General features: G+C 60.2%; 20 protein-coding genes and 3 tRNA genes. 7 read left to right on the forward strand and 16 right to left on the reverse strand.

What is annotated here, in order from left to right:
• Window positions 1–10: 10 nt before the first annotated feature.
• The 8 genes from AB8A33_RS14295 to AB8A33_RS14330 all read right to left on the reverse strand — a co-directional run bounded on the left by AB8A33_RS14295 (window position 11) and on the right by AB8A33_RS14330 (window position 4,657).
• Window positions 11–979: an FkbM family methyltransferase gene (locus AB8A33_RS14295; RefSeq protein WP_439093357.1), complete on the reverse strand. Its 969-nt coding sequence runs from the start codon at window positions 977–979 to the stop codon at window positions 11–13.
• Window positions 976–1,266, reverse strand: coding sequence for a hypothetical protein (locus AB8A33_RS14300; RefSeq protein ID WP_439093358.1), 291 nt, complete (start codon window positions 1,264–1,266; stop codon window positions 976–978). The genes AB8A33_RS14295 and AB8A33_RS14300 overlap by 4 nt, the downstream gene beginning before the upstream one ends.
• Window positions 1,263–2,456 (reverse strand): NADH-quinone oxidoreductase subunit D, encoded by a 1,194-nt coding sequence (locus AB8A33_RS14305; RefSeq protein WP_439093359.1) that lies wholly within the window; start codon window positions 2,454–2,456, stop codon window positions 1,263–1,265. Before AB8A33_RS14305 ends, AB8A33_RS14300 begins: the two co-directional genes overlap by 4 nt.
• A complete protein-coding gene (locus tag AB8A33_RS14310) occupies window positions 2,453–3,067 on the reverse strand; it encodes an NADH-quinone oxidoreductase subunit C (RefSeq protein WP_439093360.1) in 615 nt (204 codons plus the stop codon). The genes AB8A33_RS14305 and AB8A33_RS14310 overlap by 4 nt, the downstream gene beginning before the upstream one ends.
• 26 nt (window positions 3,068–3,093) lie before the next feature.
• The gene (locus tag AB8A33_RS14315) at window positions 3,094–3,681 is read right to left on the reverse strand and encodes a NuoB/complex I 20 kDa subunit family protein (RefSeq protein WP_089264564.1); all 588 of its coding nucleotides are present in this window, start codon (window positions 3,679–3,681) and stop codon (window positions 3,094–3,096) included.
• Window positions 3,672–4,037 carry an NADH-quinone oxidoreductase subunit A gene (locus AB8A33_RS14320; protein WP_092142237.1) on the reverse strand — a complete coding sequence of 122 codons (366 nt, stop codon included), beginning with the start codon at window positions 4,035–4,037 and terminating at the stop codon, window positions 3,672–3,674. Before AB8A33_RS14320 ends, AB8A33_RS14315 begins: the two co-directional genes overlap by 10 nt.
• Before the next feature lie 231 nt (window positions 4,038–4,268).
• Window positions 4,269–4,478 carry a hypothetical protein gene (locus AB8A33_RS14325; RefSeq protein ID WP_439093361.1) on the reverse strand — a complete coding sequence of 70 codons (210 nt, stop codon included), beginning with the start codon at window positions 4,476–4,478 and terminating at the stop codon, window positions 4,269–4,271.
• Complete coding sequence (locus tag AB8A33_RS14330; protein ID WP_315841846.1) at window positions 4,466–4,657, reverse strand: hypothetical protein; 192 nt, start codon at window positions 4,655–4,657, stop codon at window positions 4,466–4,468. Before AB8A33_RS14330 ends, AB8A33_RS14325 begins: the two co-directional genes overlap by 13 nt.
• A gap of 74 nt (window positions 4,658–4,731) precedes the next feature.
• On the opposite strand from AB8A33_RS14330, the gene AB8A33_RS14335 reads away from it, so the two are divergent.
• Window positions 4,732–5,007, forward strand: a complete 276-nt coding sequence (locus tag AB8A33_RS14335) for a DUF3072 domain-containing protein (RefSeq protein WP_439093362.1) — start codon at window positions 4,732–4,734, stop codon at window positions 5,005–5,007.
• Window positions 5,008–5,116: 109 nt separating this feature from the next.
• Here the strand turns inward: AB8A33_RS14335 and AB8A33_RS14340 are convergent.
• Window positions 5,117–5,193: transfer RNA gene (locus AB8A33_RS14340), tRNA-Asp, on the reverse strand.
• Window positions 5,194–5,448: 255 nt separating this feature from the next.
• On the opposite strand from AB8A33_RS14340, the gene AB8A33_RS14345 reads away from it, so the two are divergent.
• From AB8A33_RS14345 to AB8A33_RS14370, 6 genes are all read left to right on the forward strand, one after another.
• Entirely contained in the window at window positions 5,449–5,769 is a 321-nt protein-coding gene (locus AB8A33_RS14345; protein ID WP_068730898.1) for an HU family DNA-binding protein, read from the forward strand.
• A 96-nt stretch (window positions 5,770–5,865) separates the two neighbouring features.
• Window positions 5,866–7,125, forward strand: a complete 1,260-nt coding sequence (pepT, locus tag AB8A33_RS14350) for a peptidase T (RefSeq protein WP_439093363.1) — start codon at window positions 5,866–5,868, stop codon at window positions 7,123–7,125.
• Window positions 7,126–7,336: 211 nt separating this feature from the next.
• The gene (locus tag AB8A33_RS14355) at window positions 7,337–8,071 is read left to right on the forward strand and encodes a helix-turn-helix transcriptional regulator (protein ID WP_439093364.1); all 735 of its coding nucleotides are present in this window, start codon (window positions 7,337–7,339) and stop codon (window positions 8,069–8,071) included.
• Window positions 8,072–8,153: 82 nt separating this feature from the next.
• Entirely contained in the window at window positions 8,154–8,768 is a 615-nt protein-coding gene (locus tag AB8A33_RS14360; protein WP_439093365.1) for an acyl-homoserine-lactone synthase, read from the forward strand.
• Window positions 8,768–8,953, forward strand: a complete 186-nt coding sequence (locus tag AB8A33_RS14365; protein WP_439093366.1) for a hypothetical protein — start codon at window positions 8,768–8,770, stop codon at window positions 8,951–8,953. The genes AB8A33_RS14360 and AB8A33_RS14365 overlap by 1 nt, the downstream gene beginning before the upstream one ends.
• Window positions 8,954–9,284: 331 nt before the next feature.
• Window positions 9,285–10,067, forward strand: a complete 783-nt coding sequence (locus AB8A33_RS14370) for an outer membrane protein (protein ID WP_439093367.1) — start codon at window positions 9,285–9,287, stop codon at window positions 10,065–10,067.
• Window positions 10,068–10,127: 60 nt separating this feature from the next.
• On the opposite strand, the gene AB8A33_RS14375 is transcribed toward AB8A33_RS14370, so the two are convergent.
• From AB8A33_RS14375 to AB8A33_RS14405, 7 genes are all read right to left on the reverse strand, one after another.
• Window positions 10,128–10,204, reverse strand: a tRNA-Val gene (locus AB8A33_RS14375).
• Window positions 10,205–10,268: 64 nt separating this feature from the next.
• On the reverse strand, window positions 10,269–10,685 hold the full coding sequence (locus AB8A33_RS14380) for a GFA family protein (RefSeq protein WP_439093368.1): 417 nt from the start codon (window positions 10,683–10,685) through the stop codon (window positions 10,269–10,271).
• 99 nt (window positions 10,686–10,784) lie between these two features.
• Complete coding sequence (gene lon / locus AB8A33_RS14385) at window positions 10,785–13,211, reverse strand: endopeptidase La (protein WP_439093369.1); 2,427 nt, start codon at window positions 13,209–13,211, stop codon at window positions 10,785–10,787.
• A gap of 307 nt (window positions 13,212–13,518) precedes the next feature.
• Complete coding sequence (clpX, locus tag AB8A33_RS14390; RefSeq protein WP_439093370.1) at window positions 13,519–14,793, reverse strand: ATP-dependent Clp protease ATP-binding subunit ClpX; 1,275 nt, start codon at window positions 14,791–14,793, stop codon at window positions 13,519–13,521.
• Window positions 14,794–15,236: 443 nt separating this feature from the next.
• Window positions 15,237–15,872, reverse strand: a complete 636-nt coding sequence (locus AB8A33_RS14395) for an ATP-dependent Clp protease proteolytic subunit (protein WP_089264576.1) — start codon at window positions 15,870–15,872, stop codon at window positions 15,237–15,239.
• A 313-nt stretch (window positions 15,873–16,185) separates the two neighbouring features.
• Entirely contained in the window at window positions 16,186–17,538 is a 1,353-nt protein-coding gene (tig, locus tag AB8A33_RS14400) for a trigger factor (protein ID WP_093758783.1), read from the reverse strand.
• 161 nt (window positions 17,539–17,699) lie between these two features.
• Window positions 17,700–17,784: transfer RNA gene (locus AB8A33_RS14405), tRNA-Leu, on the reverse strand.
• Between the last annotated feature and the right edge of the window lie 120 nt (window positions 17,785–17,904).

Genomic DNA, 17,904 nt, shown 5'->3' on the forward strand with positions numbered 1-17,904 from the left:
GTCTAGTCTCTCAATGAGTGCGGCGCGCCGCGCTCGCATTCAGGCTGTTGATGCGGTCGAGCCAGAACGCACTCGATGTGCCAAACACGTTGTAGCCAACATGTGTGGACACCTTGATGCGATCGAGGATCGACAACTCGGTCACGGTTTCGAAACGGTTGGTGGCGGGATCATGCACAATCAGCTTGAGCGGCGTTTGATCCAGGATAAAGCGTGAGACGGTGTGATGCGGGTCATTGCCGTGCTCTTCGCACATGATGACCGAGTCGCCCTGCAGCAATCGTGCGCCGCCCTTGATAGCCTCGATCTCGACGCCTTCGACGTCGAGCTTGATCAGGTATTTGCCAGACATCGACACCTTGCCGTCATCGAGCAGATTATCGAGCGAGATCACCGGCACTTCCTCGCCGCCGGCATTGGGATCGCCGGCGATGCTGAAGGCTTCGTGCTTGGTGCCTGACAGGTGTGCCGTGCCGCGCTGCGAGCCGATCGCGCATTTGATGACGTCGAACCGGTCACCATTGATCCTGGCGTTATTGGCGAGCTTCGCGAAATTGTCGAACGACGGCTCGATGGCGATCGCCTTGTGCGAGCCGAACGGCGCGCTCGACACCAGCACCGACCAGTATCCGTAATTCGCGCCGCAATCGAGCAGCGTGTAATCGACATCGATCGAGTTCCGGAACAACACCTCAAGCTCGTCTTCATAGGAGAACGTGCGATTGAGCAACTTGCTCCAATAGCCATCGCCGAACGGGAACGCGAACTGCGCATCCGCATTCAGCTTCACCACCAGATCGCGCGCCGGCAGCACAGTCCTGCGCATCAGATTGGCGCACATGTTGTAGCCGCGATGCGAGAACGACGACGAGATCTTCGAGCCAACCACCAGCGCACAGGCCATCGCACGTTCCCAAAGATTCACGCTCTGGAGAACGCCGGACGCCCGGTCAAACTGGATGGGAGGCGTCAGCGTCACTGTTTGACCTCAACCTCATCACCGATTGCGTGACGGCACGACCAGTTCTCACCCACGGGAGCCGATCGGCCAAAGCGACGCGCAATAACGGGGCCGTTGTTGCAGGTGCAATCACCGTTCGACAAAACGAAGCTCTCAACGCCGCCCAGATCGCCGCTGGCGATTTCCTGGAAGCCGGCTGGCAGCTTCTTGAAGGCAGCATAGTGCGCGCAGCCGAGCTCGGCCGCGAACGCGGGCAATCCGATCAGACCTGTCATAGCCAGACTGAGACCCGCGGCCACGTTCATCGATCGACCTCTCCGAACACGATATCGAGCGAACCGAGGATGGCGGAAACGTCAGCGAGCAGATGACCGCGGCACATGAAGTCCATGGCCTGCAGATGCGCAAAGCCCGGCGCGCGGATCTTGCACTTGTAAGGCTTGTTGCTGCCATCGGAGACCAGATAGACGCCGAACTCGCCCTTCGGCGCCTCGACGGCGGCGTAGACTTCGCCTTCCGGAACGCGAAAACCTTCGGTGTAGAGCTTGAAGTGATGGATCAGCGATTCCATCGAGCGCTTCATCTCGCCGCGACGCGGCGGGAAAATCTTGTTGTCCTCGATGGCAACAGCGCCCTGCCCGTCCGGCGCGCGCATCTTGGCGATGCACTGCTTCATGATCTTCGTCGACTGTCGCATCTCTTCGACACGAATACAGTAGCGATCGTAGCAGTCGCCGTTCTTGCCGATCGGAACGTCGAAGTCCATTTCGGCGTAGCACTCATACGGCTGCGACTTGCGCAAATCCCAGGCAGCGCCCGAGCCACGCACCATCACGCCGGAGAAGCCCCACTTCCAGGCGTCTTCCAGCGAGACCACGCCGATATCGACGTTGCGCTGTTTGAAAATACGATTGCCGGTGAGCAGCGTTTCGAGATCGTCGAGCACCTGCGGGAAGGCATCACACCAGGCATCGATATCGTTGATCAGCTTGGGCGGCAGATCCTGATGCACGCCGCCGATGCGGAAGAACGCGGCATGCATGCGCGAGCCCGAGGCACGCTCATAGAATACCATCAGTTTTTCGCGCTCTTCGAAGCCCCACAGCGGCGGGGTCAGCGCGCCGACGTCCATCGCCTGCGTGGTGATGTTGAGAAGATGCGACAGGATGCGGCCGATTTCGGAATACAGCACGCGGATCAACTGGCCGCGGCGCGGCACGGTGATGCCCAGCAGCTTTTCAGCAGCCAGACAGAACGCGTGTTCCTGGTTCATCGGCGCGACGTAATCGAGCCGGTCGAAATACGGAATCGCCTGCAGATAGGTCTTCTGCTCGATCAGCTTCTCGGTGCCGCGATGAAGCAGGCCGATATGCGGATCGACGCGCTCGACGACTTCACCGTCGAGTTCCAGCACCAGACGGAGCACGCCGTGCGCGGCCGGATGCTGCGGTCCGAAATTGATCGTGAAATTGCGAACGTTGGGTTGTTCGGTCATGGCTTGACCTCTGCCTTCTCGTCACCGGGCAGCACGGGATAATCCGCGCCTTCCCAGGGCGAGAGGAAATCGAACTTGCGGAATTCCTGATTGAGCCGGACCGGCTCGTAAACCACCCGCTTCTCCTGGTCGTCGTAACGAACCTCGACGAAGCCTGTGAGCGGGAAGTCCTTGCGCAGCGGATGGCCGTCGAAACCGTAATCGGTCAGCAGACGGCGCATGTCGGGATGACCGACGAAGATCACGCCGTAGAGATCATAGGCTTCGCGCTCGAACCAGTCGGCGCCGGGAAACACGTCGATGATCGACGGCACCTGGGTCGTCTCGGACGCGAGACACTTGATGCGAATGCGCGTGTTCAGCGTCGGCGACATCAGGTGATAGACAACATCGAAACGCTTCTCGCGGCCGGGATAATCGACTGCAGTTGCGTCGGTGAAGTTCACAAAGCGGCAGCGTGGATCGTCACGCAGAAACTGCGCGACTTCGACGATCTTCGATGCTTCCACCGCGATCGTCAGCTGGCCGAACGCCACCTCATGCGCGAGCGCGGCACCCGGCAGGGCGCCGACAATCGTCTGACCCAGTGTGTCGAGCCTCACATCGTCCATGACAAAGCCTTAAGCGTTCGCGAGTCTTAGCGTTCAATCGTGCCGGTGCGGCGGATCTTCTTTTGCAGCAGCAGCACGCCATAGAGCAGCGCTTCTGCGGTGGGCGGGCAGCCCGGCACATAGATGTCGATCGGCACGATACGGTCGCAGCCCCGAACCACCGAATACGAATAGTGATAGTAGCCGCCGCCATTGGCGCAGGAGCCCATCGAGATGACGTAACGCGGCTCCGGCATCTGGTCATAGACCTTGCGCAGCGCCGGGGCCATCTTGTTGGTCAGCGTGCCGGCGACGATCATCACGTCGGACTGACGCGGCGACGCGCGCGGGGCGAAGCCGAAACGCTCGACGTCGTAACGCGGCATCGACACCTGCATCATCTCGACCGCGCAGCAGGCGAGACCGAAGGTCATCCACATCAGCGAGCCGGTGCGCGCCCAGGTGATCAGGTCGTCGGTCGCAGCAACGAAGAAGCCCTTGTCGGACAGCTCGGCATTGACCTCGAGAAAATACGGATCGTTCGCGCCGACCGGCTTGCCGGTGGACGGATCGATGATGCCTTTCGGCGCCTGCGCGATCGCGGGAGCCGAGGCTATGACTGGGCTCAATCCCATTCGAGCGCGCCTTTCTTCCATTCGTAGGCGAAACCGATGGTGAGCACGCCGAGAAACACGATCATCGACCAGAAGCCGGTTGCGCCGAGCTTGCCGAAGGCCACTGCCCACGGAAACAGAAAGGCGACTTCCAGATCGAAGATGATGAAGAGAATCGCCACCAGATAGAACCGCACATCGAACTTCATGCGCGCATCGTCAAAAGCGTTGAATCCGCATTCATAGGCGGACAGCTTTTCCGGATCTGGCTGCTGGTAGGCGACGAGAAATGGCGCGATCAGCAAGGCCAGACCGATGACGGATGCGATGCCGATAAAGACCACAAGGGGGAGATAATTCTGCAAGATGCCGTTCATCGGCGAGCCTTACTCCTGCGGCCCTGACTTTGCCACAGATTCGAACATTGGAATGGTTCTGAGGCTTAGCGCAGCGCAACAAGCCATGCAAGACAAGGGATGTTGACAGTTTCATGCTCTGCCATGCGCGGCGCGACGATCGAAACGCAACCTTGCCGATGCATCGCCGGCTGCGACAAACCTTCCGCAGATTCTCAAAAATCCGGCATGACTTCTCAACCGCCGGGACCGTCAAACCTCGCCCGTCGGCGGGTCGGACCTGGCGCTCCTTCCCTGCCACAACATGCCATCCAGTTCGGCGCGTTTCCGCACCAGCAGCAACTCCGCGGCGGCGTTGTCCATGCCCGCCTGTCGCAACAGACAGATCGCCGCGCCGAGCTCGGCGATCTGCGCCCGCAACGTGATGATCCTGAGCTGCGGCGGCTCGCTCACGCCGGACATGCCAGCACCTCACGCTCCGCGATGAGCGCCAGCAGATCGGCCTGCATCCGCCGCAGGCGCATGGCGGCATTGGCACAATCCAGCTGGGCATTGGTCAGCAGCCGGATATCCGACTGCACCCCTTTCATCTGGTAGCGCAGCCGGGCAATTCTGAAATTCAGGTTGGCGAGCTTGGTCATTTGCGATATAGAACAAAAAGAGAACAAATTGACAAGCCATTGTTTCGATCCAGATCGGATTTTTGGAGGTTCCCATGACCCTTGCTTTAAAGACCCTGGCTTTGAAGACCCCGGCTTTGAACACCCGCAGTGAGATCGTTGTCCCCGCGATTGCGGCATCGGTATCGTCGTATGAGAGCCTGCCGGATCGCCTCTCCGGCCCGATGACCCGCGGCCAGGCGCTGACGCTGAAATCGCTGGCGATCGAGGCCTATCAGCCCAAACAATTCGAAAAGGACCTGACGCGCGCTGAAGCCGCGCGGCGAATCGAGGCGCTGAAGCAGGAAATCGCGCTCGCAGATTCGTTCTGACCGCTGGCGCGTCAAATGCCGCGCGAGACGCCTGCAGTTTTATCGTTCTCTTGGGGAAACTTGTGGGGATGACCGCGGATGGACCTGAATCCCGCCATTCCTGATGGAATGGCGCGAGAGACGGGACTCGAACCCGCGACCTCTGCCGTGACAGGGCAGCGCTCTAACCAACTGAGCTACTCCCGCGTGGATCGTCTGCAATCCCGCAGTGGGGCTGGACATAAAGGGACGTCCTTTTGAAGTCAAGGACGTTGCAGAACCATTCCGGGGGACATCACAAGAGAGCGTCGCTGCAGGCTTTGCGAGAAGGCCGTTTTAAGGCCGGAAATGCAAATAAGCCCCTGTTTGCAGGCAAAACAGCGGGGCGGCATCGCTCCGAATCGTTTAAGCCCTGCTGCGTCACAGGTTTAAGACAGACCACCAACGAGAAGGGCCAGATTCATGGCAAAAGCTGCAACCACCACCGCCGCGAAAGCGGCCACTCCTCCCACCATCACGCTGAAGCATCTCGCCGCGGCCCTGGCTGAAGATCACGAGCTGTCGAAGAAGAAGGCCGAAGAAATCCTCGGTGACATGGTGGAGCGCATCACCAACCACCTCAAGAATGGCGAGCGTATCCGCATCGTCGGCCTTGGCATCCTTCAAGTCCGCAAGCGCGCCGCCCGCATGGGTCGCAACCCGGCGACCGGCGAGCAGATCGAGATCGCGGCCAGCAAGAAGGTCGCGTTCCGGCCGGCCAAGGAACTCAAGGAAGCCGTCTGATCGACCGCTTGAACTTCTCATTCCGGGCCGCGTCCTCGTGACGGCCCGGAATGAAACTTCTAAGCTGCCAGGACTTCTGCAATCAGATGGTGCCCTTTGACAGCAACTCCCCCCTTCGATTTCGCCCATGACGTGACTGCGTGCTTCCTGCGCTATGTGGTGATCGACACTCAGTCCGACCCCGCTTCCCCCACCTGTCCATCGACCGAAAAGCAGAAGGATCTCGGCCGCGTACTCGCGCAGGAGCTGCGGGACCTGGGGCTCAGGGACGCGCATCTCGACGAGCATGGCTATGTCTATGCGACGATCCCCGCGACATCGGACAAGAAAGTGCCGGTGATATGTTTCTGCTCGCATATGGACACCTCGCCCGACTGCAGCGGCAAGGACGTCAGACCGCAGATCGTCAAGAACTATCGGGGCGGCGATATCGTGCTGCCGGTGGACACAACGCAGGTCATCCGCGTCGCCGACAATCCAGCGCTGAAGGACCAGATCGGCCATGACATCATCACCACCGACGGCACCACTTTGCTGGGCGCCGACAACAAGGCTGGCCTTGCCGAGATCATGGACGCGGCACGTTTCCTGGTTGCCAATCCACAGATCAGGCACGGCACCATCAAGATCCTGTTCACGCCCGATGAAGAGATCGGCCGCGGCGTCGACAAGGTCGACCTGACAAAGCTGGGCGCTGACTTCGCCTACACCATGGATGGCGAGACCGCCGGCTATGTCGAAGACGAGACTTTCTCGGCCGACGGTGCCGTCATCACCATCGAAGGCGTCAGCGCGCATCCCGGCTTTGCCAAGGGCAAGATGGAGCACGCCATCAAGATCGCCGCCGCAATCGTCGAGCAACTGCCGAAAGACACCTGTTCGCCTGAGACCACCGACGGCAAGCAAGGCTTCCTGCATCCGATCGGCATTTCAGGCGCGCTTGAAAAAGCGACGCTCAGTCTGATCGTGCGCGACTTCACAGATGACGGCCTTGCGGAGAAGGAAGCGCTGCTGCAATCCATCGTCGACGACGTGATGATGGCCTATCCGCATTCGACGGCGACGGTCGAGATCAAGCAGCAATACCGCAACATGAAGCAGGTGATCGACCGCTATCCGCAGATGGTCGAATACGCCGTGGAAGCGATCCAGCGCGCCGGGCTCAAACCCGTCCGCAGCAGCATCCGCGGCGGTACCGACGGATCACGGCTGTCCTTCATGGGCCTGCCCTGCCCCAACATCTTCGCCGGCGAACACGCCTTCCATGGCCGTACCGAATGGGTCAGCGTCCAGGACATGGAAAAAGCCGTGCAGACCATCGTGCATCTGGCGATGATCTGGGAAGAACGGGCGTAGTGGTAATAAAGAACCGGTCGCCTCGCTGCACAAAGCAGCGAGGGCCGACGTTCCGGCAGTGACGGAACGGTGTATAGTTGTGCTGTCAATCGAATGGCGAATTGCGCGCCGTGACAACCACGATATGCTCACCCCAGTACATAATTATAAATTATAACAAGAATTAATTCTCAAAAACATAGCTCCATTTCAGCTGAAATGCAGGCGCGCCATGGGGTCATTCAAAGGCAAGCATTTTCAGACCGCTTTGTCGGCCATCGAAAGCATCGCCAATGCCGCCTCCATGTCTGCGGTTGGCGATATCGTGGCCGCTACGGTCAAATCATTCGGCTACAATCACATCTGCTTTCTGGCCTCGACCGGCGTCAACCAACCGTTCGAAGATCGCGTGTTGCTGAAAGTATGGCCCAAGCCATGGGCCGAACAATATAGCGCGTCCAATTTCTATGCCTCCGATCCCGTTGCGCCACGGATCCGTCGGCAACCCGAGCTGTTCACCTGGTCCGACATCCGGCTCGACGAGGTCAGTCCGATATCACGGACCATCATGGAGATCGCATCCGTCGATTACGGATTGAAGTTCGGCCTCTGCGCACCCGTGCACGGCATGAACGGCTATCAGGCCGGCCTGTCGCTGGCGGGCTACGAAGTCGAAAATACCGAGGACGCGCACGGCGCCATCGAGCTCGTCACCATGTATGCGTTCAACCGCTTTGCAACGCTTCGCTCTCACCAGCGTGCGAAGTCGATTGCGCTCACTTTGAGGGAGCGCGAGGTCGTCAGCTGGGTTGCTGCCGGAAAGACCGCCTGGGACACGAGCGTCATTCTCGGTATCTCCGAGGATACGGTGAACAAGACTGTCACCGCCGCCATGCACAAGTTGAATGCGCATACGCGCGCGCAGGCCGTTGCCGAAGCGATCACACAAGGACTGATCGCTTTCTGAATTGTCAATCCCCTGCCCACGGAATATCGCGACCAAACTCATCATGAGAACTCTCCACGCAGACGAGCGTGGAGAGCTTTTTATGATCGAGGTCATTCACAGCGGTAATGCTGGGCAGTTCGGCGATCTCCTGGACAAGCAGTTTCGGCTGCGGCACGAGGTCTTTGTCGGAGAGCGCGGCTGGACCGCCTTTGATGTCGATGGCATCCACGAGAAAGACCAGTATGACGATGATGCTGCCGTCTATCTGGTCGCGGCCGACGACGCAGGCACTGTCGCCGGCGGCTTTCGCCTCTATCCAACCGTCTTGCCTCACATGCTCAGCGAGAATTTTGCGCAGCTGGTCGATGGCGCGCTGATCCAGCGCCGCGATGTACTGGAGCTGACGCGCTTTGCCATGCGCAAATCCGAACGGCGCAGCCGGCACTATTTCGAACTGCTGCTCGCAATCCAGGAATATGGCCTGATGGAGGGCCTGTCCGGCTTCACCTCGGTCATCAATCCCTTGCGCATCCCTATTCTTCAGGGCTTCGGACTGGAGATCGAGCCGCTGGGATTGCCAGCCATGATCGATGGCGAGACGACCATCGCCGTGCTGTTTCATGTCAGCGAAAAGTGTTTCGCTCGCGTCAGCAAGAGTGTTGCTATCGAAGAGAGTGTTTTTGCGCTGCCTCAAACATCCCGGTGGATCGCCTGATGCCGATGTCCCCCAATCAGTTCCAGGTCATTCAGGGCGGTAAGGACAGCGACGAGCTGATCGCCACGATGCTGCAAGCCCTGCGGCTGGCAAACGCATGCGGGTCCGAGACAACCTATGATCTGCTGCGCATGGCGTTGTTGAACGAAGGCGTTCAACTCGCCAAGGTACTGGCGGCGCGCTAGGCGCAACGCTCGCAAGAGATGTGGATCGGGAGATGGCAGCCGGCGAGAGAGACAAGCTCCCGCCGCGCGATAGGCGTCCGGGCTCAATCTCGGAAATCCATTTGCTTCACCGCCAACTAACACTGTGCGTTGCGACCGATGCGCAGACTGAAACTGGCGGCAGGCAAGGCAAATACTCCAGCTCAGCGTTGCTAACGCGGATTCATTGTGAGCCAAGGGCGACAACAGCCAGAATGAGCGCCAGTGTATCTCTCCGGCAACAGCGGTTGCTCGACTCAGTGGTTACACTCTCACGCTGTTTCGCCGCCTATCCATTTTCGGGAATCACCCCATGAAGACATTTGCTGCTGCGATCCTCGCGCTGGCGTTGGGGTCTGTAACGGCCTCGGCCGCGGACTTGCCGGCCCGCAGCTATACCAAGGCTGCACCGCTCGCCGTGCCCGCCGCCTATGACTGGTCCGGCTTCTATATCGGCGCGAATGGCGGCGGCGGCGGCGGCCAGTCGTGCTGGACCTTGGTTTTGATCCAACAAAACGACGGCTGCTTCAATGTGAGCGGAGGTTTGGCGGGCGGCCAGATCGGTTACAACTGGCAATGGAGCCGCGCTGTACTCGGCCTGGAAGTGTCGGGGGATTGGGCAAATCTGACGGGAAGCGCCATCCCCAGTGTGGGACTACAGCGAACCGATCACTCTCATGTTTCCAGCATCGTCATGGCGACAGCGCGTGCTGGCTATGCCTGGGACCGCTCCCTGCTCTACATCAGAGGCGGCGCAGCCTGGGTGCACGAAAACTATTCCGTCACATGCAACGGGACCACCGCGACCGGCAATTGTAGGCCCATTGGCGCAACGTCGCGTAGCGCGAGTGAGACTCGCGTGAGCGGCGTTGTCGGCGCCGGTTACGAATATGCGGTGACCAACAATCTGATTCTGGGCATCGAGGGTGATTATCTGCCGATGGGCACGAAAGATGTCATGTTTGAATCTCAACCGGGATATACTTGCGGCGCTGGCTTCGGCCAGCCGTGTTCTGTTGCCGTCAAGCAGGACCTCTGGACAGTGACTGGGCGGCTGAGCTGGAAATTTCACGGACCGGTGGTCGCGAAGTACTAATACTGATCGCCGCCGGTGCCGGATCGTTCAAAAGCCCTACCTTGCGGGTATTTGGCTTGATGGTAGGCGGCGAGAGATTCGAACTCCCGACCCTCTCGGTGTAAACGAGATGCTCTAACCAGCTGAGCTAGCCGCCCTCACGGCCTCTCTTTAACGCCGGGACTTCCCCGCGGCAAGGCGTTCTGCGTGGATCATCTCGCCCTACGGATCGTTCGATCCCTTCGGTCGCGCCGGCAGTTCCGCAAGATCATGAATCCAGGGCGAGGCTGACCGGCACCAGATCTGACGTCGTGGCGGCAGCTCGGCGCGCTGGCGGATACTGCCCCAGCGAATACCCCACTCGTTATCCTCAGCCGCCTCGCCACTGGCGAACATTGGCGAACCGCAGTCGCCGCAAAAGTGCTGCAGCCGGTTGAGACCGTTGTCGCCACGCTTGACATAGATCTTCGGTGCACCGCCCGTCATCTCGATCGTGTCTGCCGGCGTCAGCACGGTGACGCGATAGGCCGAGCCGGTCATGGTCTGGCAATCCGTGCAATGGCAGATCGACACCCGCTGCGGATCGATTGTCGCGCGATAGCTGACGAAGCCGCAGTGGCATTGGCCGTCGATCTGCATGTCGCACTCCTCCCTCATGGCGTCATCTGTGCCGGGATGATGTCACAAAAAAAGCGGCGCCCCGGAGGGCGCCGCTGATTGTTGTCGAGAAGTCCGGCCTTAGTGCGCCGTCAGGCCGCTGCCGGCCTCTTCCGCGCCGTCGGCCTTCACCGGCAGCTTGGTGTCCTCTTCCCAGACGATCGCCTTCGGCGCCCTTACCAGGGCGTTGGCGATCACCTCGTCCATCCGGGCGACCGGGATGATGTTCAGCCCGCCCTTGATGGCGTCGGAGATCTCGGTGAGGTCCTTGGCATTGTCCTCAGGGATCAGCACCGTCTTGATGCCGCCGCGAGCCGCCGCCAACAACTTCTCCTTCAGACCGCCGATCGGCAGGATCCTGCCGCGCAGCGTGATTTCGCCGGTCATGGCGACATCGTGCCGGATCGGAATGCCCGTGAGCACAGACACGATCGTCGTCGCCATCGCCACGCCTGCGGACGGACCGTCCTTCGGCGTTGCACCCTCGGGCACGTGGACGTGGATGTCGCGCCGCTCGAACAGCGGCGGCTCGATCCCGAAGTTGATCGCGCGCGAGCGGACGTAGGACGCCGCCGCCGAGATCGATTCCTTCATCACGTCGCGCAGGTTGCCGGTGACGGTCATGCGGCCCTTGCCGGGCATCATGACGCCTTCAATGGTGAGCAGCTCACCACCGACATCCGTCCATGCCAGACCGGTGACGACACCGACCTGATCGTCGCTCTCGATCTCGCCGTAGCGATACTTCGCCACGCCCAGAAACTCTTCGAGATTCTTCTCGGTGACCTTCACCACCTTCTTCTTCGAGAGCATCAGCTCCTTCACGGCCTTGCGGGCCAGTGTGGAGAGCTCCCGCTCCAGATTACGCACGCCCGCTTCGCGGGTGTAGCGGCGGATCATCAGCAACAACGCGTCGTTGTCGATCGACCATTCCTTGGCATCCAGGCCGTGCTTGGAGAGCGCGATCGGAATGAGATGCTTGCGGGCGATCTCGACCTTCTCGTTCTCCGTGTAGCCGGCGATCCGGATGATCTCCATACGATCCATCAGCGGCCCCGGAATATTCAGGGTGTTCGCCGTGGTGATGAACATCACGTTCGACAGATCGTAGTCGACCTCCAGATAGTGATCGGCAAAGGTGCCGTTCTGCTCGGGGTCGAGGACCTCAAGCAGAGCCGACGACGGATCGCCGCGGAAATCGGCGCCCATCTTGTCGATCTCGTCCAGCAGGAAGAGCGGATTCGTCGTCTTCGCCTTGCGCATCGACTGGATGATCTTGCCGGGCATCGAACCGATATAGGTCCGGCGATGTCCACGGATCTCCGCTTCGTCGCGCACGCCGCCGAGCGACACGCGCACGAACTCACGCCCCGTAGCCTTGGCGATCGACTTGCCCAGCGAGGTCTTGCCGACGCCGGGAGGTCCGACGAGGCACAGGATCGGCCCGCTCAGCTTGTTGGCGCGCGTCTGCACCGCGAGGTACTCGACGATGCGGTCCTTGACCTTCTCGAGCCCGTAGTGATCGTCGTCCAGCACGGCCTGCGCCGCGGCAAGGTCCTTCTTGACCTTGGACTTCTTGCCCCACGGAATCGACAGCAGCCAGTCGAGATAGTTGCGCACGACGGTCGCTTCCGCGGACATCGGCGACATCTGGCGCAGCTTCTTCAGCTCATGCTGCGCCTTCTCGCGGGCTTCCTTCGACAGCTTGGTCTTGGCGATCTTCTCTTCGATGTCGGCCAGCTCGTCGCGACCTTCGTCGTCGCCGAGTTCCTTCTGGATCGCCTTCATCTGCTCGTTGAGATAGTACTCACGCTGGGTCTTCTCCATCTGGCGCTTGACGCGCGAGCGGATGCGCTTCTCGACCTGCAGCACCGAGATCTCGCTCTCCATCAGGCCGAGCACCTTCTCCAGGCGCGCGGTGACGGACAGCGTTTCCAGGATGCCCTGGCGATCCGCGATCTTGACGGCGAGATGCGATGCGACGGTGTCGCCGAGCTTGGCGAAGTCAGTGATCGCCTGCACGACGCCGACGACTTCGGCGGAGATCTTCTTGTTGAGCTTCACATAGCTCTCGAAGTCCGAGACCACCGAACGCGACAGTGCTTCCGCCTCGACGCTCTTCGCCTCGGTATCGGCCAGCGCGACTGCAGTCGCTTCGTAATATTCGGTGCGATCGGAATATTTCTCGACCTTGGCGCGCTCGAGCCCTTCCACCAGCACCTTCACGGTGCCGTCGGGAAGCTTCAAAAGCTGCAGCACGCTGGCGAGCGTACCGATCTCGTAAATTGAGTCCGGCGATGGATCATCATCCGACGCATTCTTCTGCGTGGCGAGCATGATGAGCGCATCGTTCTTCATCACCTCTTCGAGCGCGCGGATTGATTTCTCGCGGCCGACGAAGAGAGGCACGATCATGTGCGGGAAGACGACGATGTCGCGCAGCGGCAACACCGGATAGGAGTGGCTTTCGCCGTGAACAATGGTTGGCCGGGGTTTGGAGGCAGTCATGGCCCATTCCTTTTGCTGTGCCCCCTTGCAAGCAGTCCGCCCGATGGCGCAACCGCACAAGGTGCCGATTTTCCGTCTTTGCTCGGCCGTCTCAGGCTCTACGTGTCCGGATCGTTATGGCGAATCTTGAGGGAGATTTTGTGTTCGCCGAGAGCATTAGGTGGCTATGGGCCGGGGGGGTGTCAAGTCGCGGAAATACCCATGAACAAGGGCGGTTTACAGAGCGTAGCAGCAATAAAATAGGCGGCTACCGATCACCGGCAGCCGCCTATTGAACTTAAGTCGATGGGCCCGAAAGCCGCGTGGATCAGGCGCTTGCGCTGCTCTCGGCGGTCCGGTCCGAACGGTCGGCGTAGATGTAGAGCGGGCGAGCCGTCCCATCCACAACCTCCTTGGAGATGACGACTTCCTCGACACCTTCCAGACCGGGCAGATCGAACATGGTTTCGAGCAGGATGCTCTCCAGGATCGACCGCAGACCACGTGCACCGGTCTTGCGTTCGATAGCCCGGCGGGCCACCGCGCCCAACGCCTCGTCGGCGAAGGTCAGCTCGATGTTCTCCATCTCGAACAGGCGCTGGTACTGCTTGACCAGCGCGTTCTTCGGCTCGACCAGGATCTTCTTCAACGAAATCTCGTCGAGATCCTCGAGCGTCGCGACCACTGGCAGACGGCCGACGAATTCGGGGATCAGGCCGTACTTCAGAAGATCTTCCGGCTCGACATGGCGGAAGATTTCACCGGTGCGGCGATCTTCGGGTGCCAGAACCTGCGCTGCGAAGCCGATCGACGTGGTCCGTCCGCGCGACGAGATGATCTTCTCGAGGCCAGAGAACGCACCGCCGCAGATGAACAGGATGTTCGTCGTATCCACCTGCAGGAATTCCTGCTGCGGATGCTTGCGGCCGCCCTGCGGAGGCACGGAGGCAACGGTGCCTTCCATGATCTTCAGCAGTGCCTGCTGCACGCCCTCACCCGACACGTCACGGGTGATCGACGGATTGTCCGACTTGCGCGAGATCTTGTCGATTTCGTCGATGTAAACGATGCCGCGCTGCGCACGCTCGACATTGTAGTCGGCAGCCTGCAGCAGCTTCAGGATGATGTTCTCGACGTCCTCACCGACATAACCGGCTTCGGTCAGCGTCGTCGCATCGGCCATCGTGAAAGGCACATCCAGAATGCGGGCGAGCGTCTGCGCGAGCAGCGTCTTGCCCGAACCGGTCGGACCGATCAGCAGGATGTTCGACTTCGCGAGTTCGACGTCGTTGTGTTTGGTCTGGTGGTTGAGGCGCTTGTAGTGGTTATGCACCGCGACCGAGAGAACCTTCTTCGCATGGAACTGACCGATGACGTAGTCATCGAGCACCTTGCAGATTTCCTTCGGCGTCGGAATGCCGTCGCGCGACTTGACCAGCGAAGACTTGTTCTCCTCGCGGATGATGTCCATGCAGAGTTCAACGCATTCGTCGCAGATGAAGACGGTAGGACCCGCGATCAGTTTGCGAACTTCGTGCTGGCTCTTGCCGCAGAACGAACAATACAGCGTGTTCTTGGAGTCGCTGGTACCGACCTTACTCATTCCTATCTCCGTCCGCCGTTCGATCTTTGTCTGCCGGTCGCCCAGTTACGGGACATATCCCGTAGATAGAGCAAAATCCGTACCAAAAAAGACCTCGTTCCAGAATGCCGCTCGAATCACGGCTCACTCGAATCCCCGCGATACTAACCGATCCGCATCAGCGAACCATGCTGACAGCCGATGATCAAGAATTCGCTAATCGGCTCCATCGCCTGGAGCGTGACAATAGCGTGATTTGCGGCATTTGCGCGGGAGAACCCCGAAAATTGGGGAACGTTGCGTGAATGACACCACCCGACCAGCACGAAAGCGGAACTCTCGCGTCTGCTGGCGTCGGCACATAGTACCAATTCGGGAATAACTTGATCGATAGCTGGCTTGGGACAGGCGGCGCGCGGGCGCCGTCTGTCTCGGTCTCGATATGTTCGCCGAAACGGCGTCGTTTAGGCCGGCTTCGCCGGGGTCGATTCTTCAGCGCGCTTGTCGATGACCTTGTCGATCAGCCCGAAATCCTTCGCCTGATCCGCCGTCATGAAGTTATCGCGCTCGAGCGCGTTGTGAATGTCCTCGTAAGCACGTCCCGTGTGCTTCACATAGATCTCGTTGAGCCGGCGCTTCAGGCTCTCGACTTCCTTGGCATGAATCAGGATGTCGGTGGCCTGGCCCTGGAAGCCACCTGACGGCTGATGAACCATGATGCGGGCGTTCGGCAGCGCGAAGCGCATGTCCTTGGCGCCAGCCGTCAGCAACAGCGAGCCCATCGACGCGGCCTGACCGACGCACAGCGTCGACACCGGCGGACGGATGAACTGCATCGTGTCGTAGATCGCCAGACCCGACGTCACCACGCCACCGGGCGAGTTGATGTACATCGAGATTTCCTTCTTCGGATTCTCGGCTTCGAGAAACAGAAGCTGGGCAACGGTCAGCGTCGACATGCCATCTTCGACCGGACCGGTCACGAAGATGATGCGCTCCTTAAGAAGGCGCGAAAAGATATCGTAAGCCCGTTCACCGCGGTTGGTCTGTTCGACCACCATCGGGACGAGGTTCATGTAGGTTTCTACCGGATCGCGCATTGATCACCCGAAAGGTTGGAGGAGACACACGTCCATCGGCAAGACTGGAACCGGTTACGGTTTGCCGGGAGAGGACGAGTGTCCCGTGATGCAGGAACAACAAACAGAGCCCACAGATATGGACCAATCGAGCGGCAACAAGACCACCGGTCCACATGCCGCCCTGAACCTCAGTTCAAGCCGATTCGGACGGCCACCGCAAAGCGCTGGAGCCCTTTTGGAACCTGTTTCGGGCGGTATCCTTAACGTCAAAACGCCGGCTGGAGGACCCGGCCGGCGTTTCTTTTAACGTCTTCTAATAAGAAGAAGCGGCTCAGGCCGCAGTCTTCTCGTCCTCGTCCTTGTAGAGGTCGTCCTTGGACACCTTCTTCTCGGTCACATTGGCCAGTTCGAGGATGAAGTCGACGACCTTGTCCTCGTAGATCGGTGCACGGAGCTGGGCCAGCGCGTTGGGATTGCTGCGGTAAAAGTCCCACACTTCCTTCTCGCGGCCCGGCATCGAACGGGCGCGCTCGATCACGGCACGGCTGACCTCGTCATCGCTGACGGTGATCTTGTTCTTCTCGCCGATCTCCGAGAGCACGAGACCGAGGCGCACGCGGCGATCGGCGATCTTGCGATACTCTTCCTGAGCGGCTTCTTCGGTGGTGTCCTCGTCGGCGAAGGTCTTGCCCGACGATGCCATCTCCTGCTGGATCGAATTCCACATCAGCTTGAACTCTTCGTCGACCAGCGACGGAGGCGCATCGAACTTGTGGGTCTCGTCGAGACGGTCGAGCAGCAGGCGCTTGACGCGCTGGCGGGTCGCACCGGCGAATTCGGCAACCAGACGCTCGCGTGCGGCTTCCTTCAGCTTGTCGAGGGACTCGAGGCCGAGGGTCTTGGCGAACTCGTCGTCGATCACGGTGTCGACCGGCGATTCCACCTTGGCCGCGGTGGTCTCGAACTCGGCGGCCTTACCGGCCAGCGTCTCGCTCGCATAGTTGACCGGGAACGACACCTTGAGGGTGCGGGTCTCGCCGGCGGCGATGCCGATCAGCTGGTCCTCGAAGCCCGGGATGAAGGTGTTGGAGCCGATCGCAACCGGGATCTCCTCGCCGGTGCCGCCCTCAAAGGCGACGCCGTCGATGGTGCCCTTGAAGTTGACCGTAACGCGGTCGCCTGACTCGGCCTTGCCGGTCTTCTCGGTGAAGGAACGGTTCTGGTCGGCGACGCGCTTGATGGCTTCATCGACGTCCGCATCGGTCACTTCGGCCACCGGCTTCTCGACGGTGAAGCTCTTGAAGTCGGCGAGCGCGATCGGCGGCACGACTTCGATCGCGACGGTGTAATTGAGGTCCGACTTGCCCGACAGGATGTCTTCGACTTCCTTCTGCTCGGTCGGCATCGTGATCTTCGGCTCGGAGGCGAGCTTGAAGCCACGCTCCGTGAAGATCTGCGTGTTGGTGTCGCGGATCAACTCATCGACGGTCTCGGCGGCAACCGAGCGACCATAGAGACGCTTCAGGTGACCGACGGGAACTTTGCCCGGGCGGAAGCCGTTGAGCTTGACCTTGCCCTTCATGTCATCGAGGCGCGCATCGACCTTGGCTTCGATGTCGGCAGCCGGCACGTTGACCGAGAACTCGCGCTTCAATCCCTCGGAGAGGGTTTCATTCACCTGCATGGCGTCAATCTTCTTCCCGCTTGGTCCGGCCCAATGGCCCGGACATTGTAAATCTGTGCGGCATCAGGCCAGAGCCTGCGCCGGTGGTGCGAACCGTCTCTGCAAGGCCAACCTTGCGGAAACATGTCCGAAAATCGTCATGGTCAAACGCTATGTGCGCTTGGTGCGGGCGGAGGGACTCGAACCCCCACAACTTTCGTCACTGGAACCTAAATCCAGCGCGTCTACCAATTCCGCCACGCCCGCGAAAAACATCATGTCCGGCCGCGATGTCGCGAGCGGCGGGCTTATAACATGGGGACCGTGGTTCGCAGCAAAAAAATGGTCACATAGCGGCTTACTTGCCGCAGCCCCGGCAACTGGACT

This window comes from Tardiphaga sp. 813_E8_N1_3 (assembly GCF_051811025.1).
GTDB lineage: Bacteria > Pseudomonadota > Alphaproteobacteria > Rhizobiales > Xanthobacteraceae > Tardiphaga.